General features: G+C 66.2%; 25 protein-coding genes and 1 tRNA gene. 12 read left to right on the plus strand and 14 right to left on the minus strand.

Going from position 1 to position 26,293, the window contains the following annotated elements:
- Positions 1 to 72 precede the first annotated feature (72 nt).
- From AAFU51_18425 to AAFU51_18435, 3 genes are all read right to left on the minus strand, one after another.
- On the minus strand, positions 73 to 1,242 hold the full coding sequence (locus tag AAFU51_18425) for a helix-turn-helix domain-containing protein (GenBank protein MEO1573229.1): 1,170 nt from the start codon (positions 1,240 to 1,242) through the stop codon (positions 73 to 75).
- Positions 1,243 to 1,399: 157 nt separating this feature from the next.
- A tRNA-Pro gene (locus AAFU51_18430) sits at positions 1,400 to 1,473 on the minus strand.
- Positions 1,474 to 1,525: 52 nt separating this feature from the next.
- The gene (locus AAFU51_18435; GenBank protein MEO1573230.1) at positions 1,526 to 1,864 is read right to left on the minus strand and encodes a MerR family transcriptional regulator; all 339 of its coding nucleotides are present in this window, start codon (positions 1,862 to 1,864) and stop codon (positions 1,526 to 1,528) included.
- A 240-nt stretch (positions 1,865 to 2,104) separates the two neighbouring features.
- Here AAFU51_18435 and AAFU51_18440 point away from each other — a divergent pair, with 240 nt between their 5' ends.
- From AAFU51_18440 to AAFU51_18450, 3 genes are all read left to right on the plus strand, one after another.
- Positions 2,105 to 4,270, plus strand: coding sequence for a reprolysin-like metallopeptidase (locus AAFU51_18440; protein MEO1573231.1), 2,166 nt, complete (start codon positions 2,105 to 2,107; stop codon positions 4,268 to 4,270).
- A gap of 250 nt (positions 4,271 to 4,520) precedes the next feature.
- Positions 4,521 to 7,553, plus strand: coding sequence for a glycoside hydrolase family 3 N-terminal domain-containing protein (locus tag AAFU51_18445; protein MEO1573232.1), 3,033 nt, complete (start codon positions 4,521 to 4,523; stop codon positions 7,551 to 7,553).
- A gap of 150 nt (positions 7,554 to 7,703) precedes the next feature.
- The gene (locus AAFU51_18450; GenBank protein MEO1573233.1) at positions 7,704 to 9,203 is read left to right on the plus strand and encodes a DASS family sodium-coupled anion symporter; all 1,500 of its coding nucleotides are present in this window, start codon (positions 7,704 to 7,706) and stop codon (positions 9,201 to 9,203) included.
- On the opposite strand, the gene AAFU51_18455 is transcribed toward AAFU51_18450, so the two are convergent.
- A complete protein-coding gene (locus tag AAFU51_18455) occupies positions 9,200 to 9,982 on the minus strand; it encodes an NHL repeat-containing protein (GenBank protein MEO1573234.1) in 783 nt (260 codons plus the stop codon). The genes AAFU51_18450 and AAFU51_18455 overlap by 4 nt on opposite strands.
- A gap of 170 nt (positions 9,983 to 10,152) precedes the next feature.
- A complete protein-coding gene (gene purD / locus AAFU51_18460; GenBank protein ID MEO1573235.1) occupies positions 10,153 to 11,442 on the minus strand; it encodes a phosphoribosylamine--glycine ligase in 1,290 nt (429 codons plus the stop codon).
- 103 nt (positions 11,443 to 11,545) lie between these two features.
- Here purD and AAFU51_18465 point away from each other — a divergent pair, with 103 nt between their 5' ends.
- From AAFU51_18465 to AAFU51_18475, 3 genes are all read left to right on the plus strand, one after another.
- On the plus strand, positions 11,546 to 12,832 hold the full coding sequence (locus AAFU51_18465; GenBank protein MEO1573236.1) for a hypothetical protein: 1,287 nt from the start codon (positions 11,546 to 11,548) through the stop codon (positions 12,830 to 12,832).
- 92 nt (positions 12,833 to 12,924) lie between these two features.
- A complete protein-coding gene (locus tag AAFU51_18470) occupies positions 12,925 to 13,905 on the plus strand; it encodes a lysylphosphatidylglycerol synthase transmembrane domain-containing protein (protein MEO1573237.1) in 981 nt (326 codons plus the stop codon).
- Positions 13,902 to 15,152, plus strand: coding sequence for a glycosyltransferase (locus tag AAFU51_18475; protein ID MEO1573238.1), 1,251 nt, complete (start codon positions 13,902 to 13,904; stop codon positions 15,150 to 15,152). Before AAFU51_18470 ends, AAFU51_18475 begins: the two co-directional genes overlap by 4 nt.
- Here the strand turns inward: AAFU51_18475 and AAFU51_18480 are convergent.
- From AAFU51_18480 to AAFU51_18495, 4 genes are all read right to left on the minus strand, one after another.
- Entirely contained in the window at positions 15,142 to 15,627 is a 486-nt protein-coding gene (locus AAFU51_18480) for a CoA pyrophosphatase (protein ID MEO1573239.1), read from the minus strand. The two genes, AAFU51_18475 and AAFU51_18480, sit on opposite strands and share 11 nt — an antisense overlap.
- A gap of 390 nt (positions 15,628 to 16,017) precedes the next feature.
- Complete coding sequence (locus AAFU51_18485) at positions 16,018 to 16,485, minus strand: Spy/CpxP family protein refolding chaperone (protein MEO1573240.1); 468 nt, start codon at positions 16,483 to 16,485, stop codon at positions 16,018 to 16,020.
- 152 nt (positions 16,486 to 16,637) lie between these two features.
- Complete coding sequence (locus AAFU51_18490; protein MEO1573241.1) at positions 16,638 to 16,907, minus strand: hypothetical protein; 270 nt, start codon at positions 16,905 to 16,907, stop codon at positions 16,638 to 16,640.
- Between the two features lie 37 nt (positions 16,908 to 16,944).
- Positions 16,945 to 17,289 carry a hypothetical protein gene (locus AAFU51_18495; GenBank protein ID MEO1573242.1) on the minus strand — a complete coding sequence of 115 codons (345 nt, stop codon included), beginning with the start codon at positions 17,287 to 17,289 and terminating at the stop codon, positions 16,945 to 16,947.
- A 189-nt stretch (positions 17,290 to 17,478) separates the two neighbouring features.
- Between AAFU51_18495 and AAFU51_18500 the strand changes: the two genes are divergently transcribed.
- Entirely contained in the window at positions 17,479 to 18,066 is a 588-nt protein-coding gene (locus AAFU51_18500; GenBank protein MEO1573243.1) for a hypothetical protein, read from the plus strand.
- A 14-nt stretch (positions 18,067 to 18,080) separates the two neighbouring features.
- Here the strand turns inward: AAFU51_18500 and AAFU51_18505 are convergent, their stop codons facing one another.
- Positions 18,081 to 18,605, minus strand: coding sequence for a DinB family protein (locus tag AAFU51_18505; GenBank protein MEO1573244.1), 525 nt, complete (start codon positions 18,603 to 18,605; stop codon positions 18,081 to 18,083).
- Positions 18,606 to 18,618: 13 nt separating this feature from the next.
- A complete protein-coding gene (locus AAFU51_18510; protein ID MEO1573245.1) occupies positions 18,619 to 19,905 on the minus strand; it encodes an acyl-CoA dehydrogenase family protein in 1,287 nt (428 codons plus the stop codon).
- A gap of 200 nt (positions 19,906 to 20,105) precedes the next feature.
- On the opposite strand from AAFU51_18510, the gene AAFU51_18515 reads away from it, so the two are divergent.
- The 4 genes from AAFU51_18515 (at position 20,106) to AAFU51_18530 (ending at position 22,313) form a co-directional block, all read left to right on the plus strand.
- The gene (locus tag AAFU51_18515; GenBank protein MEO1573246.1) at positions 20,106 to 20,636 is read left to right on the plus strand and encodes a hypothetical protein; all 531 of its coding nucleotides are present in this window, start codon (positions 20,106 to 20,108) and stop codon (positions 20,634 to 20,636) included.
- Positions 20,637 to 20,638: 2 nt separating this feature from the next.
- Positions 20,639 to 21,247 (plus strand): DNA-3-methyladenine glycosylase, encoded by a 609-nt coding sequence (locus AAFU51_18520; GenBank protein ID MEO1573247.1) that lies wholly within the window; start codon positions 20,639 to 20,641, stop codon positions 21,245 to 21,247.
- Positions 21,248 to 21,277: 30 nt separating this feature from the next.
- Entirely contained in the window at positions 21,278 to 21,811 is a 534-nt protein-coding gene (locus AAFU51_18525; protein ID MEO1573248.1) for a hypothetical protein, read from the plus strand.
- A 94-nt stretch (positions 21,812 to 21,905) separates the two neighbouring features.
- On the plus strand, positions 21,906 to 22,313 hold the full coding sequence (locus AAFU51_18530) for a hypothetical protein (GenBank protein MEO1573249.1): 408 nt from the start codon (positions 21,906 to 21,908) through the stop codon (positions 22,311 to 22,313).
- On the opposite strand, the gene AAFU51_18535 is transcribed toward AAFU51_18530, so the two are convergent.
- The 3 genes from AAFU51_18535 to AAFU51_18545 form a co-directional block, all read right to left on the minus strand.
- The gene (locus tag AAFU51_18535; GenBank protein MEO1573250.1) at positions 22,310 to 22,846 is read right to left on the minus strand and encodes a gluconokinase; all 537 of its coding nucleotides are present in this window, start codon (positions 22,844 to 22,846) and stop codon (positions 22,310 to 22,312) included. The two genes, AAFU51_18530 and AAFU51_18535, sit on opposite strands and share 4 nt — an antisense overlap.
- A 67-nt stretch (positions 22,847 to 22,913) precedes the next feature.
- On the minus strand, positions 22,914 to 23,165 hold the full coding sequence (locus AAFU51_18540) for a hypothetical protein (GenBank protein MEO1573251.1): 252 nt from the start codon (positions 23,163 to 23,165) through the stop codon (positions 22,914 to 22,916).
- A 6-nt stretch (positions 23,166 to 23,171) separates the two neighbouring features.
- Positions 23,172 to 24,254, minus strand: a complete 1,083-nt coding sequence (locus tag AAFU51_18545) for a M42 family metallopeptidase (protein MEO1573252.1) — start codon at positions 24,252 to 24,254, stop codon at positions 23,172 to 23,174.
- 175 nt (positions 24,255 to 24,429) lie between these two features.
- Between AAFU51_18545 and AAFU51_18550 the strand changes: the two genes are divergently transcribed.
- Positions 24,430 to 26,293: PIG-L family deacetylase (locus AAFU51_18550; GenBank protein ID MEO1573253.1), on the plus strand; the 1,864-nt coding region annotated here is incomplete at its 3' end.

Below are 26,293 nucleotides of genomic sequence, written 5' to 3' on the forward strand. Positions count from 1 at the left end.
GGCGGGGAGCTATCGAGCGATGGTGCAGTTGGCGATCATGGAGCGCTACCTGCGCGAATATCCAGACAGTGCCTAGTCGCCATGTTGCGCACGATGCAACGAGTCGACGACGGCCTGGGCGCGTGCCCTCGTGAACCGCTGTACGGCCCCGTCTGCAGGGGCGTAGGTGAGCCCTTCGATGCGCAGTTGGGCCTCCGAGTCGATGCGCCAGCCGCTCGCCGTCTCATTGCCCCACACAACGACCTCCGTCAGGCTCGTAAACGTGACCTCGCTCCCCTGCTCCACCCAATATGGGCGCCGGATATCGGGCGTGGCCTGAACACGGAAGTTCTGCAGCGGTCCTTCAGCTGCAATCAGGGTGACCCGAATCGAGTCGCCGACTTGGGGAGTGGGGGGTCTAGCAGGGCGAGCCGCTGCCGCGCTGTCCGGGACCGCGGTCGTGTCGACGACCGGTGCAGCCGCCACGGGCTCAAGGTCAGGCGTGGGGTTGCGGAAAATGAGCCAGAAGACGACGCTGAGCGCCAAGACCGACAGCACAGCAATGCCCACGACGAGGCCCCACGACTGGTTCGAACTCGACAGCGTCGAGGGCGCGCTGCCGCGGCGTGGCGGTTGCGGCGTGGCCGTCGCAGTATCAGGCGCGGGCTTGGTCGCCAGTGCTTCCACCATCGGGGCTGTCTCCGCGGCCCTGGACGTTGACTCCGACGCACTCGTAGCCGCGGGGGTGGGCAGTGTGTCAGACGAGCGCGCGCCCCTCTTGTCCGTCTCTACCGGGGACGCTGGTGATGCCGACGTGTGCGGGGCTGCGCCCTTCTTTGTCGGGGTTGAGACGGTCGTCTTTGCAGTGTCGGCCGTTGCAGTGTCGGCCGTTGCAGTGTCGGCCGTTGCAGTGTCGGCCGTTGCAGCTGACGCGTCCGTGTTGGCCTCTGTCGCCGCTTCGATCTCGTCGGCCTCATGGGTGGGTGCGAGGGTTCCTGCGTAGGCCCCCTTGCGTGATGCTTCGAACGCCTCATGGACACGCGCTGTCGATAGGTCGAGTGCCTCGGCGTACGCTTTCACGAACGCGCGCAGGTATACCGCACTGTAGTCAGGATCCTGCATCAGCACTCCGCTCTCAAAGCGACGCACCACGTCAGCTGGCACGCGCGTGGCCCGCTCGATGTCGGCGATTGATAAGCCGCGCTCCTCTCGGAGGGCGCGGAGATCAGCCTCGAAAGAGGAGCCGGATGGTACCTCGGGCATAAGTTTGGTGGTACGGTGGGGAGCGCCTGCAAGAATACGCACCGCGCCCGACGTAGGAAAGACAACCCCGGCCCACGACATCGCGGCTATGGGCTCCGTCGTCCGCACAAAAAAGCCCGGCTTCTCTGAGGTCACTCTCAGCGAAGCCGGGCGAAAGTCGGGATGACAGGATTTGAACCTGCGACCCCCTGCACCCCATGCAGGTGCGCTACCGGGCTGCGCCACATCCCGAACTACACTGCGCCGCCGTGGGGTTACGGATGGCGAACACAGGACGAGCAAACTACGGCGCGTCGCCGAGGTCCTGCAACAGCTTTACCAGAAAGCCACGCAGCGCCCAGAGGGACGCGCGATCCGGCGGCAGGGTGTCGGTGTCGGTCTCGCTCAACCGCCCGTGAAGCACCTGCCGAGCTCCCTCTTGGGTGTACTTCGCTCCGTAGAGGAGGAATTGGATTCGCTCGACGAGGGCCACGTCTTCCTCGGAGTAGACCCGGTTGCCCATGTCGTCCTTGGCGGGCTGGAGGACGTCGAACTCGGACTCCCAGTAGCGCAGCGTGTGCGCCTTCACGCCGGTGCGTTTCGCAACCTCGCCGATGCTGTACGTGCGACCGTCCTGGTCCATGGAGCGATACTTTAGGGGGGGCTCAAAATCTAACCGACCCATCGGGGGATTGCAAAAGGGACGGCTAGTCCGCTCGATTTGCCCCGCTAGGCGGTCGTGCTTTGCGGATCCTTAGAGATGTGGTCCCCGCTTCGTCATTGGCCCTGGCTCACGCGCGGGCTGGGTGTAGGCGAGCGTCGTCGGGTACCACTCATATCCTTCACGGAATCACCCTGTCCCACCACGCGCCCCTCTGCGAACATGACTCGACTCTGTACGCTTCTCCTCGCTCTTTTTGCCGTCCCCGCTTTCGCTCAGCCGACGCTGTGGGTCGAAGCGCCCGCCTCCGAGGCTCCCATCCGTGCCGATCTGACGGACTATCGGACGGTGCGCATCGACGTCGCCGCGATGAACACGGCGTTGGCCGACCAGGCCACCTCCCGTGCCCCCTTCACGATGCGGCTCCCCATGCCGGAAGGAGGTGCCCACGAGGTCACGATGACGGAGGCGCCCGTGCTTGCCCCAGGCCTGCAAGCGCGCTACCCAGAGATTCGTACCTACGTGGTCCAAGGACCCGCAAACGGCCGCCTCTCGCTCACGCCTGAGGGGCTCTCGGGTTTGCTGTACGACGCGGCGGGCACCCTCGTCATCGAGCCCCTTGCCGCGCCAGTCACGCGGCAGGCACAGCACCACGCGGTCTTCCGCCCCTCCGCGATGCGGATTCCAGACATCGTCATGCAGTCGATCACCGACGATGTGCTCTTGGTTGACAACGTGCCCCCGAAGGCGTCGCCCCGAAACGCTGCGTCCTTTGGCGAGACGCTGCGTACATACCGCCTCGCTGTGACCGTGCGTGGTGAGTACACGCAGCGGCGTGCCCGGGGCAGCGCCTCGCGCGCCCTCGCGTTCATCGCCGCGAGCGTTAACCGTGTCAACGCCATCTTCGAGCGCGACATGGCCATCCGGTTTGAGCTCGTCGAGAACAATGACCTCCTCGTCTACGACGACCCGGACACGGACCCGTACACCACGACCGGAGGCGAGTTGCTCGACCAGGCGCAGACCAACATCGATGCCATCATCGGCGACGAGAACTACGACCTCGGGCACCTCATTTCCTTCGACGAAGGCGGCGGCCTCGCTGATCTCGGGGTCATATGCGTATCGGGCTTGAAGTCCTTCGGCTACTCGGGCGTGGGCAACGAGACGACCCCATTCGATCTGCTCGTCTTCCCGCACGAACTCGGGCATCAGCTCGGCGCGCCGCATGCGTTCGTGCAGCCGTCCTCCGACTTCGACCCCGCATTCTTCGGCGTAGAGCCTGGCCCCGGCTACACCATCATGTCGTATCCCCACTTCGCGACCTACCGCCGCGTGGATGAGCAAGTAGGCTACCACTTCCACGGTGCCTCCATCGAATTCATGAATCGCTACGTTCGCGGCCCCCAGGGAGACTGTGGCACCGAGACACCCATCGACAACGACATACCCGTGGTGACGGCGGAGACCGTGGTCACGATCCCACCGGGCGCGTTTCTCACGCTCGAAAGCGAGGCCAGCGACAATTCGAGCACGACGCTCACCTACGCCTGGGAGCAGCTGGACACCTATGGCAACGGTACGGGGGCCATCCCACTCGTCCGCGCCTTTGACCCAAACCCGTCTTCGTCCCGGATCGTCCCCGACTTCGACCGCTTCCTGATCAACCGTCCCCTCCGGGACGAAGAGCCGCTCGAAGCTGGGATTACGTATCGGTTCCAGGTCACCGTACGCGATAACCTTGGCGGGGGCGGTGCCCAATCTGTTGCCCAAACCAGCGTGCGAGTCATCGATTCCGACGAGCTCTTTGAGATTACGTCTGTAGGGGAGGACGTGGTCTATGCGCCCGGCGAGCCGGTCGAGGTCACCTGGAACGTTGCAGGCTCCGACGACGCCGAGGCTGGAGCCGCCACAGTAGACGTGATGGTCTCGACCGACAACGGCGAGACCTGGGAGCCCGTTGCTGAGAACGTCGCGAACGATGGCACCGAGACGGTGACAATGCCGCTCACGCCCACCGACGAGGGCCGCCTGATGGTACGCGCTGTCGGGGCTCCGTTCTTTACCGCCACGGCCGAGACGTTCGAGATCAGCGGCGTCGTGTCCGCCGAGGACGGCGCCACACCCGAGACAATCACCGTCTCGTCGGTGTGGCCCAACCCGACGGCCTCCGAAGCGCGGGTGCAAGTGCGCCTCACCGAGCCGACGTCCGTCCGTGCAACGGTCTACGACGCGCTCGGACGCACGGTCACGGTTGTCGAAAACAGGAGCGCCTTCGGCACGATCACGATGCCCTTCGACATGTCGGGCCTCTCTGCCGGAGTCTACCTCGTCCGGGTGGAGAGCGAGGCGTTTGTAGAAACCCGCCGCTTTGTCGTGGCGCGCTAAGCGGCTCGTCCCAGCGACGAAGCGAACCGAGCGGACACGCCTCGCTGAGTGGCGTGTCCGTTTTCATTCCGGCGCTCCTCGCTCCTCGGGCGCGACCTCCGATGCGCAGCAAGTAGGGAGGATCCGAGCCGTCTGTTGGGTGGTTTTCCCTCGACCGTAGCTGTCCGACGCCGTTCTGGCATGAAGGCTGCGCACCTTGTTGGTGCCGCGTAATTTGCGGCACCCTCCCACCCGTTTTCGCTCCTCACCCATGCGCCTGCTGCTCTGGCTCGTCCTTGCACTCCCGCTGCTGGTCGTGTGGCCCGAGGACACGGGCGGCAGCCGCGACGTGGTCTCGCAGGACCCCTGGCCGGGCACCGGCGCCTGGGCCGATGCCGTGCTCGACACGCTCTCACTCGACGCGAAAGTCGGCCAGCTAATCCTCACCGACGCGCATGGGCGGCCCGATCACCTCTCCGGTGGTCACTTCCGACGGCTCACAAGCCGGGTGGAGGACTATGGCGTTGGCGGCCTGCTGTTTTTTCGAGGGAACGCCAACGATCAAGCAGAACTGACTCGCCGACTTCAGCAACGTGCGGCCATCCCGCTGCTCATCGCGCAGGACATGGAGACGGGCGCAGGCATGCGGACGAGCGGCACAACGCGCTTCCCCAACGCCATGGCCCTCGGAGCCACCGGCGACCCGGCCCTGGCCTATGCCATGGGGCGCGGCATCGCAGCCGAGTCGCGCGTGCTGGGTATCCACCAGAACTATGCGCCCGTCGCAGACCTGAACACGAACCCGCGCAATCCGATCATCAACGTGCGGGCGTTCGGCGCCGACCCACGTGCGGCTAGCCGGATGGTCATCGGCTATGCCCAGGGGTTGCAGGATGGCGGTGTCGTCGCCACGCTCAAGCATTTCCCCGGCCACGGCGACACCCAGGTCGATTCCCACGCCGACCTGCCTGTGCTCCCGTTTCGCCGAGAGCGTCTCGACGCGACCGAGTGGATGCCCTTCCGCGAGGGCGTCGCGGCTGGCGTGATGAGCGTCATGACGGGCCACCTTGCGCTCCCGGCCCTCGACGATCGACCCAACACGCCTGCCACCCTCTCGAAACCCATCACGACCGGCGTCCTCCGCGAGGAACTGGGGTTCGAAGGCCTGATCGTGACCGATGGGATGAACATGGAGGGTGTTGCCAAGCACTACGCTCCGGGCGAGGCTGCCGTCCGCGCCGTCGAAGCCGGGGCCGACCAACTCATTCTCACACGGGACGAGCGCGCCGTGAAGCGCGCCCTGCTGGCAGCGGTACGCTCAGGTCGACTCGCGGAAGACCGCATCGACGCCTCGGTCCGGCGCATTCTTCGCATGAAGGAGTGGCTCGGGTTGCATCAATCTGCACCGCCCGCCAACACAGAACCTGGTGAGGAGGCGTTTCCTATCCCCGTCTCGGGCACGCCGACCGACGCCGAAGGCTATCCATGGGGCACACGCGCTCTGCTTCAACGCACGCCCCCTCGCCCTGATGTCGATGCGCTGGCCGCACCTTCGACGTCGTTGCTCGCACGCAACGCTCGACTGGCTCGGACCATTGTACAGCGCGCGCTCACGCTCACCCGCAATGAGGGCGACGTACTCCCGCTGCGTACAGATCAGCGTGTTCTCGTTGTGTCTGTTTCGGACGGCAGCCGTGCTTCCGTCGGGCGACCGCTAGCCAACCGCCTCTCCGTCGTACTTGATGGAGAGGCCACCTACCGCTTTGCCCGGCGTGGGGCTTCAGACGCGGACCATGCGGCCCTCGCCCGGCTTGCCGCCGAGCACGATGTCGTCGTTCTCTCGACGCACTTGCAGGTGCGCAACTACAGCGGTCGCATCGGGCTGCCGTCGCGGCACCAAGCCCTCGTCAACCGGCTCGTTGGCACCGAGACGCCCGTCGTGCTCGCCGCGTTTGGCAATCCGTACGTCCTGCTCGGCGTCGACCAGCCCGCCGGGTTTTTGGCCGCCTACGACACACGAGACTATGTCCAGGAGGCGGTCGCTGATGCGCTCGTTGGCCTCTACCCGATCCAGGGCTCGCTCCCCATCGACATCCCTGGGCTGCACGCGGTCGGGGATGGCATTCTGGTGGCCCAGGCGCGCCTACGCGACGGCACCGCCGACGACGTCGGCATGGTTGCCGACTCCCTAGATGCCGTCGATCTCACGATGCAGGAAGCGGTCACCCGGCGGGTGTTTCCAGGCGCAGCGCTGGCCATTGGACGAGCTGGGGTGCTCGTAAAACAAGAGAGCTACGGGCGTTTCACGTATGGCGAGCGCTTCGCTGACCCCGTCCTCCAGCGATCGATCGAAACGGATACCGTGTTCGACCTCGCATCGGTCACCAAGGTCGCGGCCACGACGGTTGCGGCCATGATGCTCGTTGACCAAGGCCGGCTCAATCTCGACGCACCCGTGGCCCACTACATCCCGGCCTTCGGGGCCGGCGGCAAGGACATCGTGACGGTTCGCCAACTCCTCGCCCACCAGGGCGGGCAACGCGTCTTCCACCCGTTCCACACCCACGGCATCACCGACCCCGACTCGGTCCGCGCGTTCATCTACGCCGACTCGCTGCGCTATACCCCCGGCCAGGGCACGCGCTACAGCGACTTCGACATGATCGTCCTCGGCGACGTGATCGAAGCCATCGGCGGGCTGCCGTTCGACGAGTTTCTGCGCCAAGCCGTCTTCGAGCCGCTCGGCATGACCAGCACAGGCTTTCGGCCGGTAGGCTTCCGTGACGAGGCCGTCGTGCCCACCGAGATCGACCGGAATTTCCGCAGCCGCCTGCTGCAAGGCGAGGTCCACGACGAGACGGCATCGATCTTGGGCGGGGTGGCCGGGCATGCCGGGCTATTCTCGACGGCCGAGGACTTGAGTACGCTCGCGTTCATGCTCGCCAACGGAGGCATCGCGCACGGTCGCCGGTTTTTCTCCGAGGCCACGCTCAACACCTTTATCGAGCGGGTCTCGCCTCGCGGTGCGTTCCCGATGGCGCTGGGGTGGATGGCCTACCGCCCCCCTGGCGAGGGCTTTTCCTCGGCTGGGCAGCACTTTGGGCCTCGCAGCTTCGGCCATACGGGCTTCACGGGGTGCTCCCTCTGGATCGACCCAGATCAAGAGCTGTTCGTGGTCCTGCTCACGAACCGGACCTGGCCGAGCCGCGGCCGCTCGGCCATCAACCGGCTTCGGGCCAGCGTGGCCGACCTCGCTGCCCAATCGGTGGTGGCCGCCCCCCACGCCGTCGAGTGGATAGACTGACGGGTGCTCCCGAGAGGTCGATCAGACTGACCCTCGTGGGGATTGGCCCTACACAGTGAGGCGGGGTGCCTTGCTGGAGCTTCACTTGGGGAGGCCTTCGCCCGTGGTGCACTTTGCGAGCGGTTCAGTGCCAACCACCTCGCTCCCGTGATGCCCCGCCTTATTCCCTCCTCCTCGCGCCTCGGGCGCTGGCTTCGATTTGGCCGCTCCCACGTGCGCCTCGAAATTGCGCATGCGCAGCGGCTGCTGCGGACTCGTATTCCGGGGTCCAAGCTGCGCGTCCAGCAAGCGGTAGGCGTGCTATTTGCGGGCGCCGTCGCCGTCGGGGCCGCACAGTTTGTGCCGGAGGCACTGCCCCGCGAAGCCCGTCTGATGGCGGGCATTTTCGTCCTAGCCGCCCTGCTGTGGACCACCGAGGCGCTGCCACTCTTCGCCACGGCTCTGCTGGTGATCGCGCTGGAAGTGGTGCTTCTGGCTAACCCAGGCGACTGGCCGGGCTTGGGTTTTACAGGAGCAGAGACACCGCCCTACCAAACATTTCTCGCCCCCCTGGCCAGCCCGATCATCTATCTGTTTCTGGGTGGCTTCATCGTGGCGAGAGCCGCCGTGAAAGAGGGGGTCGACGCCAGCCTCGCCAGCCTCGTGCTGCGGCTCTTTCAAGGCCGCCCGCGCCTGGTCATGCTCGGGCTCATGATCGCCACGGCCACGTTCTCCATGTTCATGTCCAACACGGCCACCACGGCGATGATGATCACGCTCGTCGGGCCGATGCTAGTGCAGATCCCGAAGGACGACCCGGTGCGCCGTGGCCTACTGCTCTCGGTGCCGTTCGCGGCCAACATCGGTGGCATGGGCACACCCGTTGCCTCGCCGCCGAACGCGGTGGCGCTGGGCGTCCTCGCCGAATCCGGTCTCGCCATATCGTTTGGTGCGTGGATGCTCATCGCCGTGCCCCTCGGCGCAGTGCTTCTCGTCATAGCGTGGCTGCTGATCCAGCGGCTCTATCCCGCCCAGACGGCAGGGCTTCACCTGCAACCCATCACAAGCCGGCTCACCGGCCGGGGCTATGTCGTGCTCGCGGTAGCGTTGAGCACGATCGCGCTGTGGCTCGCTGAGCCCTGGCATGGGCTGCCTACCGCCGTGGTCGCACTCCTCCCGGTGGTCGCGTTCACTTCGCTCGGCGTTCTCAACCGGTACGACTTCGACGCCTTGCAATGGAACGTGCTGGTCCTCATCGCAGGCGGTCTTGCCTTAGGTGTCGGCATGCGGCTCACGGGTCTGGACGTAGCCCTCGTGCAAGCGCTGCCTACGGGCGGAGCCACTGCGCTACTGATCCTGACTGCGGGCACTCTCGTCCTGAGCACGTTCATGTCCAACACCGCCGCGGCCAACCTCGTGCTCCCTATCGGTATCTCACTGGCGATGGCGACGGGCGACCCGGCGTCGGGCATCGAAGTGGCCCTGTGCATCGCACTGGTTGCCTCTTCGGCCATGGCGCTTCCTGTCAGCACGCCGCCCAATGCGATCGCCTACGCCCAGGGCGAACTGACGACCCGCGACATGGTGATGGCAGGCACGATCGTGAGCCTGCTCGCACTGGCGCTGATCGCGGGACTCGGACCGTTCGTGATTGGATACTGGATTCGCTAGTCGGGACGACCGAACGCACTCGGAAGCCGGTACAGCGCCTGCGCAGTCAGAACGTAGAGCGTCGTCCCCACGAGCGTCGCGCCGACGAGCGGCATCGGGTCAGGCCTGGCCGTCGCGAGCACATCGCCGTCGCTGGAGATGAGCACGACGCGGTCGGCTCCTGCAACGAGGAGGCGGCCTTGCACATACGCGACCGCTTCGGGAGGCACGGGGAGGTCGATGGTGCGCAAGCGGAAGCCATAGGTGTCGAAGACAACCAGCCGGCTGCGCCCGCGGTCCGCGACGTAGAGCGTCCCGTCGTCGCCAACGGAGAGGTCGACCGGGGCGCGGAGACCCCCGAGCGTCCGCTCGAAGCGACGTTCCTGGTCGAGGGTGAGCACGGTCCGGCTACGCGCGTCGAGGATGTAGAGGTCGCCCGTGGGGCTCAACGCAACGGCGGACGGGTCGCCCGGAATGGGATCCTCGACCCGCTCGGACGGCCCGTCGTCGCCTGGGAGTTCGACGGGGATCGACCGGACGAGCCGGAAGTCGCGCTCGAAACGCTGCACGCGCTGGTTGCCGAGGTCCGCCACGAAGAACGCGAGCCCGTTCGTCGGGTCGAGATCGGCCGGTTCGAAAAAGCCGTAGTCGCCACTACCGGGCCCGCCGTGGGTGGTCAGGACCGTGCCAGCAGCGTCGAGCACCGTCACGGTAGCCGTCGCAGCATCGACCACGTAGAGCCGCCCTGCTGGGTCTGCACTCAGCGAGGTCGCGTCTTGAAACGTGGCGATTCGAGTCATGACGGTGTCCGTCTTGGTCAACGTGGCTCCGTCCGGTGCCGCCGGGGTTCTTCCGTCTGGTGACGCCGTGCATGCCGAGGCCAGACACACCACCAAGGCGAGCACCCAAAGGATGCCTACGGCTCGTCGCACTTGAGCAGGCTGTAGAGTGGTTGGCGTAGCACGCACCATCACGAAGCAGGGCGCTGCAGCCCCTTCTGTCCGATGTCGCGGCGAAACTGCAGACCGTCGAAGCACACCGTGCCGACCCGCGCGTAGGCGGCGTCGAGAGCGTCCTGCAGCGACGCGCCCCGGGCCGTGACGCCGAGCACCCGACCGCCGCTCGTTTCGAGGGTCCCGTCGTCCGTCCGGCACGTGCCTGCGTGGTAGACCATCGTATCCCCGTCTGCATCGCCATTCTCCAGGCCAGCGATCGCCAAGCCCTTCTCGTACGGCCCAGGGTACCCCTCCGACGCCACGACCACGCAGGCCGCTGCGCCGTCGTGCATGGCGACACGGATCTCGCTGAGCAGGTGGTCGTGCTGGGCGCGAAGCAAGTCCACGAGGTCGGTCTTCAGGAGCGGAAGCACCACCTGCGTCTCTGGGTCGCCGAGGCGGCAGTTATACTCGACCACTTTGGGGCCGTCTGCGGTGACCATCAGGCCAACGTAGAGAAAGCCGCGATACGGTGTACCGTCCTTCGCCATGCCTTTCAGGGTCGGCTCGACGATGCGCGCCTCGATCTGCGCGAGCAGCGTGGGGGTGACGACGGGTGCAGGCGCGTAGGCGCCCATGCCCCCGGTGTTCGGCCCGGTGTCGCCGTCACCGACGCGTTTGTGGTCTTGGGCCGGTGCAAAGAGGACGTATTCCATCCCGTCTGTCAGGACGAAGACGCTCGCCTCCTCGCCCTCCATGAACTCCTCAACCACGACCTTGGCGCCGGCCTCACCGAACGCCTTGTCGCGGAGGATGTGTGCGAGGCCTGCGAGCGCCTCTTCCCGCGTCGTGGGAATGAGGACGCCTTTGCCCGCTGCCAGGCCGTCGGCTTTTAGCACGAGTGGCAACGGATGCGCTTCGACATAGGCACAGGCCTCGGCGTAGTCATTTGTGGTAAAGGTGCGGCTGCGGGCCGTGGGAATGGTGTGGCGGTCCATAAACGCCTTCGCGAAGGCTTTCGACCCTTCGAGTTGTGCAGCGGCCGCACTGGGGCCGATCACATCGATGCCGACGCTGCCGAGGGCATCGGCCAGCCCCTTCACCAAGGGCACCTCTGGTCCGACGACGACGAGGTCCACGCTTCGCGCTTCCGCGAGGGCGACAAGGCCCTCGACGTCGTCGGCGGCGACGGGGACGTTTTCCGCGAGCGAAGCAGTGCCGGCGTTGCCCGGTGCGCAGAGGAGATTGGGGGCGTGACGGCTCTGGGCGAGGGCATGGCACAGGGCGTGCTCGCGCCCACCGCCTCCAACAACTAGGATGCGCATGGTGAACGTCGGATGGATGGTGGCTTCTCTTCGAAGATAGCGTTCGTGCTTCCAGGGCGAGAGCCGATGACTACCTTGTCGCTGTATCGCATACACCCTGCTCGTGCTCCTCGCCACCCTCGCCCTTTTACTCGCTGCCAGCTCTCTGACCGAGGCTCCCAGCTTGGCCGCAGCGATTCCGGCTCGTGCGCTGGCCGTGACGCCGGTCGAGAGGTCTAGCACGCCTCCGGATACGACCCGTGCCCCGGTCGTGTGGCGCTTTTCGCCCGAGTTGAGTGCGCTCTACTCGCCCCGTCGCGGTTTCGGGGTCGGCGGGAACGTATCGGCGCGGCACCTGGGCTGGCCGGGCTCGGAGTGGCGGGCTGGGGCGGTCGTCGCACAGCGCTATCAACGGGTCGCGCTGTCGGTGTACACGGCCAGCCCGTATCGCTCGCGCGTGCACGGTATGCTTGGGCTCTATGCGAGGACTACGACGCAGCAGCCCTTCTTCGGGACGGGAGGCCGCACGTCGGACACGCTCGGAGTACGCTTCCAACACACCTCGTTCGATGCCGAGGCCTTGCTCGGCGCATACGCGTTTGCGCACACAGGCCTACTCGTGCAGCCGTTCGTGCGCGTGCGCTGGGACCGAGTCGGTCGGATCACGGAGGACGCTGAGGCCCTGCTCCGGCTCGACCCAGCCTCGCAAGGAAGCGTCGCTGCCGCACGGGACGAAGACCGCATGGGAGCCTACCTCGGCCTCTCGCTTGGGGTGGACACGCGCGATGCCGCCGAGTATGCCCGGCACGGCTGGCTCGCCCAAGTGTCGGGGAGCCGCTACGTGGCAATCGATGGGAGCGGACTCGGATTCTGGCAGGCCTCGGCAACGCTGTATGGCTTTTTCCCCGTCGCCGACCTCGTGCCAGCATTTCAACATCACGTCGTTCAAGCCTCGGCTCATGTGGCCACACGGCGCGGCGCCTCCGTCGAGGACCTGCCGTTCTACTACCTCGCCGTCCTTGACTACCGCATGCTCGGCGCCTTCGGCCGCTACCGGCTGACCGGCCTCGACGCGTTTGTCGCCAGCTTTTCCTACCGATTTCCCGTGCCTTCTCTGCTCGACCTCGTGACGGATGCCTACGAGACCGATGCGTTTTTCGGTGTTCAGCTAGGCAACGTGTACAACCGCATCGAGGACGAATTCACGACACGCGTTGCCTTCGACGACGATTTCGCCGAAGAAGGACGCGTGCCGCTCCGGCCCGTCCTAATGATCGGCGGCACGCTGCTCGACCGCAGCCGCTCCGACTTGATTCTCACGGCGCAGTTTTCCATCGGCACCGAGGGGGCCTTTGCCTCGGAGATCAGGCTGGTGTACGATTTGCGGCGCTTTCGCTCACCGCTCCGCTGACGGCCTGTAGTTTGTTGCGATGCCGACTCGTTTTCGGGTGACCGTTCCTGCACCACCCGACGGGCGCTTCCCCTCTACCCCACCCCGTTTCCGTGCTTCGCTCTTCCCTGCGCTATCTGCTTAGGCTTGTCCTCGCTGGGGCGGCACTTGCGCTACTCATCCGGCTGATCGAGTGGGAGGCCATTGCCGAGGCTGCGAGGTCGGCACATCCGGGCTGGGCGCTAGCCGCCGCTGCCCTTGTCCCCCTTAACCTTTGGCTGGAAGCCTATCGGTGGCACCGTCTCGTGAAGCGGCTTGCTCCCCGCGTCACGCAGCGCGAATCGATCGGCGCGGTGCTGAGCGGCTATCCCATCGGCCTACTCACGCCAGGGCGCGTTGGCGACTATGTCGGGCGAGCGCTCTACCTGAGGCATGCCGGGCGCTGGCAGCTGGCTGCGCTGACGTTCGCCGAGCGCATGATGACGCTGGCATGCTGCCTCGTCTTCGGGCTGGCTGCGCTGACGTTGTTCCTGCTCACTGAGGCAGGACTTGACACGTTCGCCTGGACGACGCTGCTTGCTCTCGGCGTAGTCGCAACGTCCCTCTTTCTGTATTTCCTGCTCCACCCTCGCAGTACGCACAACCTGCTGGTGAGCCTGGCGCCCTCGCGCCGCCTCAAGACGCTGCTGCGGATCCTGAGCCGCTTCAACCGCGCCGATGCGCGCTCGCTCTTTTGGCTGTCGGCCCTACGCTATGTGGTGTTCTCGACCCAGTTCGTGCTACTCGTTCGCGCGTTCGACGCCACGACGCCTCTGCTCTATGGATACATCGCCGTTGCGCTGGTCTTCTTCGCCAAGAGCGCTATCCCGTCCATCACGCTCGCGGATCTCGGCATCCGTGAGGGGGCCGCGGTCTACTTCTTCGCTTTTCTTGGCGTGGCGGAAGCTGCTGCGTTCAATGGCGCACTGAGCCTCGCGGCCCTCAACCTGTTTCTACCGGCACTCGTCGGGCTACCGCTCGTGATGCGGATGCGTGTTCGAGCCGAAGAGGGAGTGCTGGACCCGGCGAATTCCACTGCCCAGGCGGCTTCGTGACCGTGCTATCGCTCGTATTCCTCGGCCTGGCGGGCATCTATGCGCTGCTCATCGGTGCGTTTTCGGTGGGCTATCGGCGCGTGCTGCGGCAGGCTGAGGACGTGCCCTCCGACGCGGCGCTGCCGTTCGTGAGCGTGATCGTCCCAGCCCGCGACGAGGCAGACTGTATCGGGGCCTGCATCGATGCCATCCTGGGGAATGATTATCCGGACGACCGTTTCGAGTTAATCGTCGTGGATGACCTCTCCGACGACGCGACGCCCGAGATCGTCCAGGGCCGTATCGATCAGGAGCGCGTCGATGCGCTGCACGTGATGCCCGTGTTGGCGGGCTTCGAGGAGGAGGAAGACGAACCGCCGAGCCTGCGCCTGCGGCTCTTTCAGATGCCGGAGAACCTGGAACGGCAGCGCGCCCACAAGAAGCGTGCGATCGAGAAGGGCATCGCCCACGCTCGCGGCGAGGTGATCTTGACGACAGACGCCGACTGCGAAGTGCCGACGACCTGGATTCGCACGATGGCCTCGGCGTTCGGCGCTGTCGTAGCACAGGGCGATCCGCTCGCCGAGGAGGAGCCAGGCGTCGCGCTCGTATCGGGACCCGTACTCTATACCACGCACCGCGCTCCGCTCCTCCAGATGCAGGCCCTAGAGTTTCTAGGACTCGTGGCCGTGGGAGCCGGGGCGATCGGCGCTGGGCGTCCTACCCTCTGCAACGGCGCCAACGTGGCCTACCGCCGCGACGTGTTTGACGCATTGGGTGGCTTCGAGGGCATCGACCACCTCACAAGCGGGGACGACGAGCTGCTGATGCAAAAGATCGCTGACCAGACCGACTGGCAGGTGCGGTTTTGCAACGACCCAGCGGCGGCTGTCGTGACGGAGCCGATGTTCTCGCTGGGTGCCTTCGTGGCGCAGCGCGCACGCTGGGCGTCAAAAGGGGCGCACTACCCCAATCCGGTCCTCGTGGCGATGTGCGTGGCTATTTTCTCGTTCTTCGTCCTGCTCATCGGCCTTAGTGTCGCCTTGCCGTTTGCGCCTGCGCTGGGCCCCGCCGTTGCGGGCGCCTGGGCGCTCAAGCTCTTGCCCGAGTGGACGCTGCTGGCGCCGTTCGCGCGGCGCTTTCGTCGGGAGCACCTCCTCCGGTGGTTCCTCCCCGCGCAGGCGCTGCATCCGCTCTACATCGTCGCCATGGCAACACTCGGTGCGTGGGGCGGCTACACGTGGAAGGGCCGCACCGTTAGTCGCTGAAGGCCACGCGCAAGACCTCACAGAATTCGGCGAGCATCATGGCCGTCGCCCCCCAGACGACGTGGCCACTGAGCGCGAAATAGGGCACTTCGTAGTCGACCCCGCGGATGTGGCGAACGGTCGTGCGCACGTTGTCAGGGTCGAGCAACTCGGCCACAGACGCTTCGATGAGCCGGGCCACCTCAATGCGGTTTAGAGCGAAGTCCGGGCGGTCATCCAGGGCTGCGACGAACGGGGTCACACAGAATCGAGTCGGCGGAATGTAGAGGCCCGACAAGGGGCCCAGCACGGCCTCTTCGGCTACGGCCACGCCGACTTCCTCCTCGGTCTCGCGCAGGGCCGCACCGAGGGCGGTCTCTCCGGCTTCGATGCGTCCGCCCGGGAAGGATATCTGGCCGCTATGGTCCCGCATGGTCTCGGGACGCTGCGTAAGGACGAATCGCGCGTGGCCGTCAGCGTCGCTGTAGAGCAACATGAGCACGGCGGCACTCCGACACGTTTTCCCAAGAGGATTGATCAGCGCCGGATTCTGGCGCTCCTGCATCGGGGCCATCAAGGCTTGAGCGTGCGGTCCTGGTAACGGATCAGCGGTATCGCGTAGCCGGACGAGCAGTGCCGACCGGAGGAGATGGAGGTGCACAGACAGCGAAGCCAATCGGGGTACGGTCGGGAGCCCAGGACCTAGTGATTCATCGGCGCTGTTGCTCTAGCCGCGACGCGAAACCGGCCCCAAGGTCATCTCCAACGTCGCTGCTCCGCAAATGGCTCCGCCGGTTCCTGCCCGTGCAACGAGCGCGCGGCCAGCCGCAGTCAACCGCGCTCTCACCCTCTCATGCCAACTGACAGGGTTGAGGAGACTACCTGATCAACTGCCGCCGTCGCGCTGACCACGGCGCGCGCCTCGGCGATCCCCGCGCCGGCTCTGGCGTTTGTCGATCATCTCGAAAAGCTTGGCTTGTTGTTGATCGCTGAGGATGGGCGCGGCGGCCTGTGCCAGCACCTCACGCTCGGCCTGGATGCGCGCTTCGAAGTCGCCTCGCTGGGCTAGCGCCTCTTCTTGCGTGAGGTCGCCGTCCCGGACCCGCTGGCGCAAGGCCTTGCTGTCTTCATGGATGACCTGCATAGCCGTATGGTGGCTTTCGAGGAGCGGCTCCAGCTCGGCGCGCTGTGTATCTGAGAGTTCGAGGTGGTCGGCGAGCCGTTCGAGGCGCTCTTGAGGCGAGGCATCGTCACGCGGACCACGGCGCTGGGCGTCCTGAGCGAGGACTGGGCTGATCCCGACGGCGAGGACGGCTAGGAGGAGGAGCGACCGGATGGATCGATTATGGTTCATCGTTGTGTGGGCGTTGGTGGATCAGGCTGCATGCGCTTCCAATCAACGGACCCCACCTATGGTAGTTGTCACGAAGCCGTGGCGGTCTGGCTGCGTTGTCGTCTCGTCCGTGTTGTCTCTTCCCCATCGTCACGAAGGGATGACGGGTTGGCTTACACGTCGCTCTGTCTGTTGCCCCGGACAGTCCTTGCCCCGCGCTCCTCTCGCGTGCGCCGCATCATCGTGTCGTAGGCCTGCTGGCTGAGCCACGCAGTGCCGTCTGTATAGGCAGGGCGTCGGTAGTAAGTCCCGGCCCGCTGGATCGGCAGGCCGAACGCGAGGCAGACCGCGTCGACGGGGGCGGTGCGTGACCGTCGCCAGTCGCGCTTAGCCAGGGCGTTCCAAAAGGCGTCGTCGTGGTCGGGGCGGACGGACCGTGGCACGGGTATTCAGCGACGAAGGATCTAGCGACGAAGGGCCCTAGGAGCGCGAGCGCCCGACGGTCTTTGGAGCGACAGGTCCGTTGGGTGCCAAATAGCTGTCATCGAGGAAATCGCCCGTGAGCGGGTCACGGCGGGCAGGATCGCGCCCCTCCAACGCTTCAATGCGGTCATAGAGCGGAGCGGTGGCTTCGTCGACCGCATCGTCGATGAGCGCTTGCAACTCGCTCATCCGGAGCCCCTCGCTGTCGACGGCCCCGAACCGCTGCGTTTGCGCCTGCGCGATCCGCTCCTCCGCTTTCAGCTTACGCACGCGATAGGCGAAGGTGAACACCACAATTGGCAGGATCAAGAAGAAGGAAATGATGAACAGGACATCTTCCATGATGAGGGCCTAGCGGATGAACGGAGAGGCCGACGGTACGGCGTGGGTCAATGCGAGTTACACGACGGTACGACGCGTGCGCGCTCGGAGCAAGTGTGACGATTCCGTGGGGAGCAGCGGCCCTACTGCCATCACCCGGTAATCCTCGGTTGCTCCATTCACCAGCCGCTGGCTCGTCCGGCTCCCACCATGGTTCTCCGTTACCGCTTCGTTGTCGTTGCGTTTGGGTTGCTCCTCGCTGCTCCGCTTTCACATGCTGCCCTGGCCCCGAGCCAGTCGCATTCGGGAGCGCTGCTCAGCGTGGACACCTTCGACGCGCCTCGCTTTTTCTCCCGCGTGCAATACGACGCCGACCGCTACACGCGACGCCTCGCTTTCGCACTTGGGCTGACGCGTCGCCAGGAGCACATCGTCTTCGACGTGCTCGTGGACCGTACGCTCCGCGCTACACAGCGTCACGGACGCCGCCTGGTCTACCCGTTCCCCCGTCGCTCTGCTGAGCGCACGCGCCTGGGCCGCCGCTTCTGGAATCGCACGGACGACCGCATTGCTCGCGTTCTGACGGGCCGCCAGCGCCGCGCGTTCAATCGGCTTGTGCAGGACCGGTACTTCTTCTACGACCACGACCGTTGGGAGCACCGTGACCGCTACGAGCGGTGGGACCGCAACCGCCAGCGCGACGACCGCTACCGTGACGACCGCAGGCGCGACCAGCGTGACGACCGGCGCGACCGGCGCCGCGATGATCGCCGCAGTGATCGCGGCTGGAATCCCTAGTGCCGGGCTGCTGCCTAGCGATGCAGCACGCCGAGGTAGGCTTCCCACGGTCCGACTTCGGTCGCGTAGGCCTTCGCTATCACCCGCGCGATCTGAGCCAGGTGGCTCTGGTCGTGCACCGTCCAGGTAGCCAGGAGCTGGCGCAGTGTCACGACTCCCAGATCGGGATGCAGCCCAAGGAGAGTGAGGTCTTCGGCAGTGAGCCGCCATCCCCGGACTGTAGCGATGTTGGCTGTGCGGCGCCCGGCAAAGTGATCGAGCAACGCCGGAAGCGTCGCGCCTCGGAAGCGCTCGGCCTGGGCGAAGCGGTCGTACGGCTCGAAGGCAACGGTGGCCCCGTGCTCGCGGATGCGGCGAGCACGGGGGACCCAGTCGGTTTCCTCGCCGTGGATGAGATGGCCGACCACATCGAACGGGCTAAACGTGTCAGGCCCCTCGTTGGCCAAGAGCCATGCCTCGGGGAGGCCTCTCAAGAGCGTGTCCAGCACCGCGGGCGTGCGGGCGAGCAGGCCGAGCGCCTCGTCGAGGTCAAACGTCATTCGAGGCCGGCGCTCACACAAAGGCGTTCAAGCCCGTAATGTCTTGACCGAGCACGAGCGTGTGGACCTCGTCCGTGCCTTCGTAGGTCACCACCGACTCCAAGTTGGCCATGTGACGCATGACTGGGTAGAGCCCCAGGACGCCGTTGCCGCCGAGGATCTGGCGGCTAGCACGCGCCACGTCGAGAGCCATGCGGCAGTTGTTGCGCTTCGCGAGCGACACCTGCTGCGGACGCATCGTGCCCGCGTCTTTGAGCACCCCGAGACGCCACGCGATGAGCTGCGCCTTCGTGATCTCGGTCAGCATGTCGGCTAGCTTGCCCTGGATGAGTTGGTGCCCGCCGATGGGCTTCGCGAACTGACGGCGCGTCGTCGCGTGCTGCACGGCGGCGTCATAGCACGCCATCGCGGCCCCGAGCGTGCCCCAGGCGATGCCAAAGCGTGCCTGGGTGAGACACGAGAGCGGCGCTTTGAGGCCGCGCGCTTTCGGGAGGCGGTTGCTCGCCGGGATGCGGACGCCGTCGAAGAGCACCTCGCTCGTGATGGCCGCGCGCAGGCTCCACTTGTTCATGATGCGCGGCGCCGTGACGCCCGGACGATCAAGCTCGACGAGGAAACCGCCGACATGGCCGTCGTCGTCTTTCGCCCAGACGACGCAAACATCGGCCTCGGAGGCGTTGGTGCTCCAGCGCTTGTGGCCGGTGATGACGTACTCGTCGCCGTCTTTCACCGCACGCGTGGTCATCGCGTTCGGGTTCGAGCCGACGTTGGGCTCGGTGAGGGCGAAGCAACCATAGGCCTCGGCCTTAGCGAGCCTCGGCAGCCAGCGCTGCTTCTGCTCCTCCGAGCCGTAGGTGTAGATCGGGTACATCACCAGCGAGCCCATCACGGAGCAGAACGAGCGGAGCCCGGAGTCGGCGCGCTCGACTTCCTGCATCATCAGGCCGTAGGTGTTGCTCGACGCGCCGAGGCCGCCGTACTCCTGCGGGATCGTTGGGCCGATCACACCGAGTTCGGCAAAGCGCTTGGCGAGGTGGCGCGGGAAGGTCATCGCCTGCGCGTGCTCCTCGATGACGGGGAGCACCTCGGCGGTAACGAAGGCCCGGACGCGGTCCCGGTGGGCCTTCTCCGCGTCGGTCAAGAGGTCGTCGATGGCGTAGTGGTCGGGCGCGTCGTAGGCGGCGGGGTCGTACGTGCCGTTGGTGATGCCGAGGTGTGCAAAGGAGCCTGGCGCGGGCGCGTCCACGGGGGCACCGTCACCCTGAGCGGCGACGAGGGAGGGTTGCTGGAGGTCAGCCATGCGAACGGAAATCTTTCGGGGGAAATGGGTCGAGGGCGCGTGACGTGCACCCACGTAGGGGCGGCTCGTCTCGCAGCAGAATCGGCCGCTGAGGATGTCGCAGGAATGTACGAACTTGCCCCTGCGTTCCAGCCCTGATGGGTCCTCACGCGCCTTTCCCCTACGCCGCTCCCCGCCCCTCCTCCACACCATCGACTGCCATGCGTTTCCGCCTCGCTGCTGTCTTGTTCTTTTCCGTTGCGCTGAGCCTCTGTTGGACGAACCCGCATGCTCACGCTCAATCGCCCGTACGCTTCGGCGCAGGCTTCGACGCGCTCCTCACGCCGCCCTCGCAAGACATCGTGACCGAAGGGCTCGGCGTGGGCGGGCGCTTCCGGATGGCGTTCCCGCTCAACGCCGACCTGTCGTTTGCGGCGGGCGCAGGCGTGTTTGGCTACGTGTTCAAGGGCCGCGACGATGCCGCCTACCTGTTCAACCCGCAGCTCTCCGTGATCGTCACCACGACGCGCGGCTCGGCCAACCGCTACCGCTATCTCATGGGCGGCATCGGCTACTTCGCCGCGCTGACCGCTGGCACCGACGCTGAGGGCGGACCCGCTTTGCACTTTGGCCTAGGCTGGGCGACCCCACTCAACGACACGTCACTCTACTTCGAGGTCGACCCGGCGCTCATCATCGGCGAGGAGAACACGACGTTTGCCGTGCCTGTCCGCGTGGGGGTGATTTTCTAACCATGACCTACGACCTCGAAGCCGCCATGGCGCATCTCGCGCACGCAGACGCGACGATGGCCCAACTGATTGCCCACGTCGGGCCCTGCCGCCTCGAACAGCGCGGGGCTGCGGAGCCCTTTGCCGCGCTATTGCGTGCCATCGTGTTCCAGCAGATCTCGACGGCAGCAGCGAGCTCGATCCACGGACGCGTCCGGGCACTCTTTCCCGACGACACCCCCACCCCGTCGGCCTTGCTCGCCATGGACGAGGAGACCCTGCGTAGCGCGGGCCTTTCCCGCCCCAAGCAGCGCGCCGCTCGCAGCCTCGCCGAGCGCGTCCTCGACGGCACCGTCCCGCCCGCCAGCGAGATCGCCGCCCTCCCCGACGACGCCCTCATCGACCGGCTCACGCAGGTGCGGGGCATCGGGCCGTGGACGGTGCAGATGCTGCTCATCTTCAATCTCGGCCGGCCGGACGTATTGCCCACGACCGACCTCGGCGTGCAGCGCGGTGCCATGAACGCCTATGGCCTAGACGCCCTGCCTTCACCGAAAGGCTTAGCCGCCATGGGCGCACCCTGGAAGCCATACCGCAGTGTGGCGAGTTGGTACCTGTGGCGTGCCGCCTGACTTTCGTGACCCTGCACCCTCGGTTTTCTCATGCGCTCTCTGATTGAACGCTCCATCGTCCAGCACGAACACGCGCTTGGCGTGCAACTTGATTATTTGCGGAGCCTGGCGGACGTATCGTCGGGCCTGTTTACCAAGTTCTCGCTCACGATTCCTGCGGCGACGCACCGCAAGCACGCCCCGCTCGACGCGTGGCACCTGGCCCGTATCGGCGCAACACGGGTGCAGGATTGCGGGACGTGTATGCAGTATGTCGTCAACGCGGCGCTCCAGGCGGGTGCATCGTCGGAGGCACTGCGGGCCGCGCTGGCCGACGACGCCGCGTCGCTCAGCGCAACGGAGCACCTCGCGCTGCGATTTGGCGAGGCCGTGGCCGCGCGCTCGCCCAAGGCCGAGGACTTGCGCGAGCGCCTGGTAGAAAACGTCGGAGCCGAGGCGGCCGTGGAGATCGCGCTCGCCGTGGCGATGGCCCAGGTCTACCCGATCCTGAAGCGCGGACTTGGGCAGACGGTGGCGTGCTCGCTCGTCACCGTCGAGATAGGCAACGAGATACACGATGGCTGACGTGAACGGCTAGGCTGAAGTGCCAGGATCAATCGAGCGGTGCCTTGGTTCAAGATCATCACGTCTCTGTGATCCCTGTTGCCCATCTACCTCCATGTCACTCTTTGCCTCGGCGCCCGATCCCATAGAACTCGACCTCGACGACCTCTCGCGTGAGGTGCACATCTCGAAGCAGACGCTCGTGCGCTGGACCGATCGAGGCTTCATCGACGCAGAGTTGGGCTGGGGCATCACCGATGACAACGAGGAGCAGCGGCTGATCCACATCCAGCCGTCGTCGCATGAGATGCTCAACGACTTTGCCGAGGAATACCGTGACGGCACGGTCACACGCACCGAGGCACGGCGCATCCTCAAACTGATCGACCGCAACCAAGTGCAGAAGCTGCTCCGCCACGGCGACATCAAATCGAAGCGGGTCAAAGGCGAGACGCGCGTCACCGTCGGCAGCATCGAGGACTACCTCATGCGCCTCGAAGCGGAGGAGAAGGAGGCGGTTTAGCTGCCTCCGATCAACTTTCTCGCCTGATCGACCAGATCCGCCACAGGCTGATCGGCATCGATCCGCAGCACCCGACGTTCCTCCGAGCTGGGTGGCTCGAACGCCTCCATCTGGCTGGCGAGCAGGTCGGCGCCCGCGAAATGCCCCGCGCGTTGCTCCAGCCGCTCCCGCAACGTGTCCGCCTCCACGTCGAGCCACAGGAAACGGACGTCCGGCTCCCCCTCAGCCAGGACCTCTCGGTAGGCTCTCTTCAGCGCCGAGCAGGCCAACGCGAGCGGCGTACCGCGGCGGCCGTGGGCGCGAATCAGAGCCGCCAGGCGGTCGAGCCAAGGTGCGCGGTCGGCGTCGGTGAGCCCCGTTCCTGTTGCCATCTTGGCCTTGGCTGCGTCGTTATGGTAGGCGTCGGCGTCTTCGAAGGCCCAGCCCAATCGCTTCGCAAGCGCACGGCCCACCGTCGTCTTGCCAGCACCACTGACGCCCATCACGACGACGACTTGGGTAGCCTCGGGGTCGGTTGTGGGGAGAGGGTCCACCGGATTCTCCTGCCTGTTCGGATTCATGTGCGCCCCGACTACGGCTTCTGGCTGCCCCCGCGCCACGTCACTGCTTTCGTCTCGCGTCCTCGTGCGCATTCCAGAGCGCGTCTAGATTGTCGGCGTAGAGCTCTGTGTACCCACAGGCGGCACAAATGTGTGCGCTCAGCGAGGCTCGTACGGTACCCTTGATCATCAAGGCTCCAGGATTTGCGTCCACACTCACCTGGACCGTGCTACCGTAGTCCTTCAGTAGCGTCTTTGCGTCGGTGATGATGCGGTCGGAGCCGCACTTGGCACAGAAGAGGAAGTCGGGCATGGGCGGCTAGAGCAGCGTGACAGCCTGGAACGCGTCGCCCGGCCTGAGGCTATGCACGAAGCCCGCCATGAGCCGGGTTGCGCCGTCGATGTCGGCCACGTCCACGGTCTCGATGGTCGAGTGCATGTAGCGCATCGGCACGGAGATGAGCGCGCTTGGGATGCCGGTCTTGGTCTTGAAGATGACGTCCGTGTCGGTCCCGGAGTAGCGGCTGGACGACTCGTGCTGCAGAGCGAGGTCGTCGAGCGCGGCGACTTCCATGAGACGCTTCACAACGGCGGGGTGGTTGACCGTCCCGTGCGTGATCGTCGGGCCGCCGCCGAGCGCCACGGTGCCGTGCTGCGACTCCTTGATGCCCGGCGAGTCGGTGGCGTGCGTCACGTCGATCACGAGCGCTACGTCAGGGTCGAGCCGGTAGGCTGCCATCTGCGCGCCGTGGCCGCCGATCTCTTCTTGCACGCTGTTGAGCGCGACGAGCCGTGCCGGGCGAAACGACTCCTGCGCGTAGGCCTTGAGCACCTGCGCGATCACGTAGCCGCCCAGCCGGTTGTCGAGGGCGCGCCCGATGAGCCGCTGCGGCGTCAGTTCCTCGACGCGGTCCACATAGACCGCGGGCGTCCCGACACGCAGACCGCGCGTCTCCACGTCCTCCTGGCTTGCCGCGCCAATGTCGACGAACAGCTCGTGCGGCTTCGGCGCCTTTTCGTCCTTGCCGCGCTCGCGCAGGTGAATCGCCGTGTTGCCGATCACGCCGAGTACCGGCTTCTCGGGCGTCAAAAAATGCAGCCGCTTGCCGCGGGCGATGGCCGCGTCGGAGCCGCCGATGCGGTCCACATAGATAAAGCCATCTTTGGCGATGTGTTTGATGATGAAGCCAATCTCGTCGGCGTGCGCTTCGAGCAGGACGGTAGGGGCGTCGGCCTCCGTCGCTTCAACGGTGGCCCAGACGTTGCCGTAGGCGTCGGCCTCGACGGCGTCGGCGTGCGGCTTTACGTAGGCGGCCCACTTTTGCTGGCCGGCGGCCTCGAAGCCGGTCGGGCTGGGCGTGCCGAGAAGGTCGAAGAGAAAGGCGCGGTCAGCGAGGGGCATAGCGAGACGTGCGAAGTGCGAAGTGCGAAGTGCGAAGTGCGAAGTGCGAAGTGCGAAGTGCGAAGTGCGAAGTGCGAAGTGCGAAGTGCGAGAAGGTAGCGGTTGGCGGGAGCTTGGGCCAGACAGCGGCGGTTAACTTCGGCCACATTCTCGTTCGTCTCACGCCGCCTCTCTCATGCCTCTCCTCCGCTGCGGGTCCCTGCTCTGCCTCGGCGTGCTCCTCGCTGGCTGCGCCCGCTCGATTCCAGGCGACTTCCCGCTGCCCGACCCACCCGCGCCGATGACCCCACTCGTGGTGATGAACCTCGCAGCGCACCCGGACGACGAGGACGGCCTGACGCTCGCCCACTACCGCCACGCGCATCATGCCGTCGCCTATAGCGTGATCTACAACCGCGGCGAGGGCGGCCAGAACGAGATCGGCCCCGACCTCTACGAGCGACTCGGCGCGATCCGCACCGCCGAGACGGAGGCCGCCGCACGCATCCTGGGCACGCAGGTCTTCTTCCTCGACTTTGAGGATTTCGGTTACTCGAAGTCGGCTGACGAGTCGTACGAGAAATGGGGTGGGCGCGATTCCGTGACGGCGCGCCTCGTCTACCACATCCGCAAGCTCAAGCCGGATGTCCTGTTCACCAACCACGACACGCTCACGACCGGCCCCCGTCGCCAACACGGTCAGCACCAAGTCGTCGGCCTGAGCGCCTACGACGCGTTCGCGCTGGCTGCCGATGCCTCGTACCACCCCGAGCAGCTTGACGAGGGCGGCGTCGACCTCTGGCAGCCAAAACGGCTCCTGCTGCGCGACTGGCGCGCGCGCTCCCGCGACGACCTCCGCGCTCGCGAAGACGTGTCCGGTGCCGTCGTCGCGATCCCGGTTGGTGCCGAGATTCCGAGGCTCAGCGAGGCCGCCGCCGACCGTGCCGTGCGGGCCGCTGCGCAGCACCGCTCGCAAGGCTTCGACAAGTTCGCCCCGCGCTTCCGTCGCGACTCGACCTTCTTCGTCGAGCTCCGCCGCGCCGAGGGTGTGGCTCCGCTTGCCGAGGATGCGACCGACTTCGCCGCCGGACTGCCGCCGAACCCGCATGCGTCGCAGACGAGCCTTCGCTACCGGATCGACTCGGGGCGTACGCGGGGGCTTTTCGACGCCCGCGCAGCCCAACGCGGCTGCTTTGGTTTCGAAGCGAGCCCCGCCATCGCTGTGCCTGGCGACATGATCCGCGTGACGATGACCCAGGGCGACTGCCTCGTCGAGTGGCCCGAGTCTGGTCGGCGCTTCACCTTCGGCGGAGCCATCGACACGACGTTGGTGGTCATGCCCAGCGACGACGGGGAGCCGTTGACGCTCGACCTCGTGCTGCCCGCCGACGCGCAGCCGACGCTCCCCAAGTACCGCGCGCAGTACCGCCGCCGCATCGCTAGTCCCCCGATCACACTCGCGCTTGACGACGCTGCCGAGGCCGGCTACCTCCCCGTTGAGATTGCCCCGCCCGTCGTGCTCGAAGACCTCCCCGATGTCGTCCGCCTGGGCGAGGGGGCCGACCCGATCACGGTCGCGGGCCAGCTCTACGACGAGGCCATCGAGCAGGTGCGCGTATTTGCCTCCGTCGTCGTCCACACGCCCGACCCGCGCGTACGCTACCGACCGTTCTGGCGCGTCGACACGCTGCTGACGCCGGACGCCGACGGCCGCTTCACCTACGCTGCCGACGCGGCGGCGCTCGAAGCGAAAGCCGACCTCGAACCGGGCCTCTACCGTTTCGTTGCCACCGTCGAAGCGCAGGCCGCAGGTGTTTCCGCGGGGACGGCCTACGACGAAGTCCGCGCCGAGGCGCGCGTGATGCCCGAGATCGCGATCGCCGAGGACGTGCAGGTCGGCTTCGTGAAGAGCTACGACGACGCCACGCTCGACGCCCTGCGCGCGATGGGCTTCACCGTCACCGAACTCGACTCCAAGGCGCTCACCACCGACCTGAGCGCCTACGACACCATCGTGCTCGACATCCGCGCCTACCTCGTGCGCAACGACCTCCGCCACC

This window comes from Bacteroidota bacterium (genome assembly GCA_039821555.1).
Classification (GTDB): Bacteria; Bacteroidota; Rhodothermia; order Rhodothermales; family Rubricoccaceae; genus JBCBEX01.

Coding starts and splice junctions, on each gene's coding strand:
- AAFU51_18425 (MEO1573229.1), bottom strand. CDS start 1,242: ATGCCCGAGGTACCATCCGGCTCCTCTTTCGAGGCTGATCTCCGCGCC.
- AAFU51_18435 (MEO1573230.1), bottom strand. CDS start 1,864: ATGGACCAGGACGGTCGCACGTACAGCATCGGCGAGGTTGCGAAACGC.
- AAFU51_18440 (MEO1573231.1), top strand. CDS start 2,105: ATGACTCGACTCTGTACGCTTCTCCTCGCTCTTTTTGCCGTCCCCGCT.
- AAFU51_18445 (MEO1573232.1), top strand. CDS start 4,521: ATGCGCCTGCTGCTCTGGCTCGTCCTTGCACTCCCGCTGCTGGTCGTG.
- AAFU51_18450 (MEO1573233.1), top strand. CDS start 7,704: ATGCCCCGCCTTATTCCCTCCTCCTCGCGCCTCGGGCGCTGGCTTCGA.
- AAFU51_18455 (MEO1573234.1), bottom strand. CDS start 9,982: ATGACTCGAATCGCCACGTTTCAAGACGCGACCTCGCTGAGTGCAGAC.
- purD (MEO1573235.1), bottom strand. CDS start 11,442: ATGCGCATCCTAGTTGTTGGAGGCGGTGGGCGCGAGCACGCCCTGTGC.
- AAFU51_18480 (MEO1573239.1), bottom strand. CDS start 15,627: ATGTTGCTCTACAGCGACGCTGACGGCCACGCGCGATTCGTCCTTACG.
- AAFU51_18485 (MEO1573240.1), bottom strand. CDS start 16,485: ATGAACCATAATCGATCCATCCGGTCGCTCCTCCTCCTAGCCGTCCTC.
- AAFU51_18495 (MEO1573242.1), bottom strand. CDS start 17,289: ATGGAAGATGTCCTGTTCATCATTTCCTTCTTCTTGATCCTGCCAATT.
- AAFU51_18500 (MEO1573243.1), top strand. CDS start 17,479: ATGGTTCTCCGTTACCGCTTCGTTGTCGTTGCGTTTGGGTTGCTCCTC.
- AAFU51_18505 (MEO1573244.1), bottom strand. CDS start 18,605: ATGACGTTTGACCTCGACGAGGCGCTCGGCCTGCTCGCCCGCACGCCC.
- AAFU51_18510 (MEO1573245.1), bottom strand. CDS start 19,905: ATGGCTGACCTCCAGCAACCCTCCCTCGTCGCCGCTCAGGGTGACGGT.
- AAFU51_18515 (MEO1573246.1), top strand. CDS start 20,106: ATGCGTTTCCGCCTCGCTGCTGTCTTGTTCTTTTCCGTTGCGCTGAGC.
- AAFU51_18520 (MEO1573247.1), top strand. CDS start 20,639: ATGACCTACGACCTCGAAGCCGCCATGGCGCATCTCGCGCACGCAGAC.
- AAFU51_18525 (MEO1573248.1), top strand. CDS start 21,278: ATGCGCTCTCTGATTGAACGCTCCATCGTCCAGCACGAACACGCGCTT.
- AAFU51_18530 (MEO1573249.1), top strand. CDS start 21,906: ATGTCACTCTTTGCCTCGGCGCCCGATCCCATAGAACTCGACCTCGAC.
- AAFU51_18540 (MEO1573251.1), bottom strand. CDS start 23,165: ATGCCCGACTTCCTCTTCTGTGCCAAGTGCGGCTCCGACCGCATCATC.
- AAFU51_18545 (MEO1573252.1), bottom strand. CDS start 24,254: ATGCCCCTCGCTGACCGCGCCTTTCTCTTCGACCTTCTCGGCACGCCC.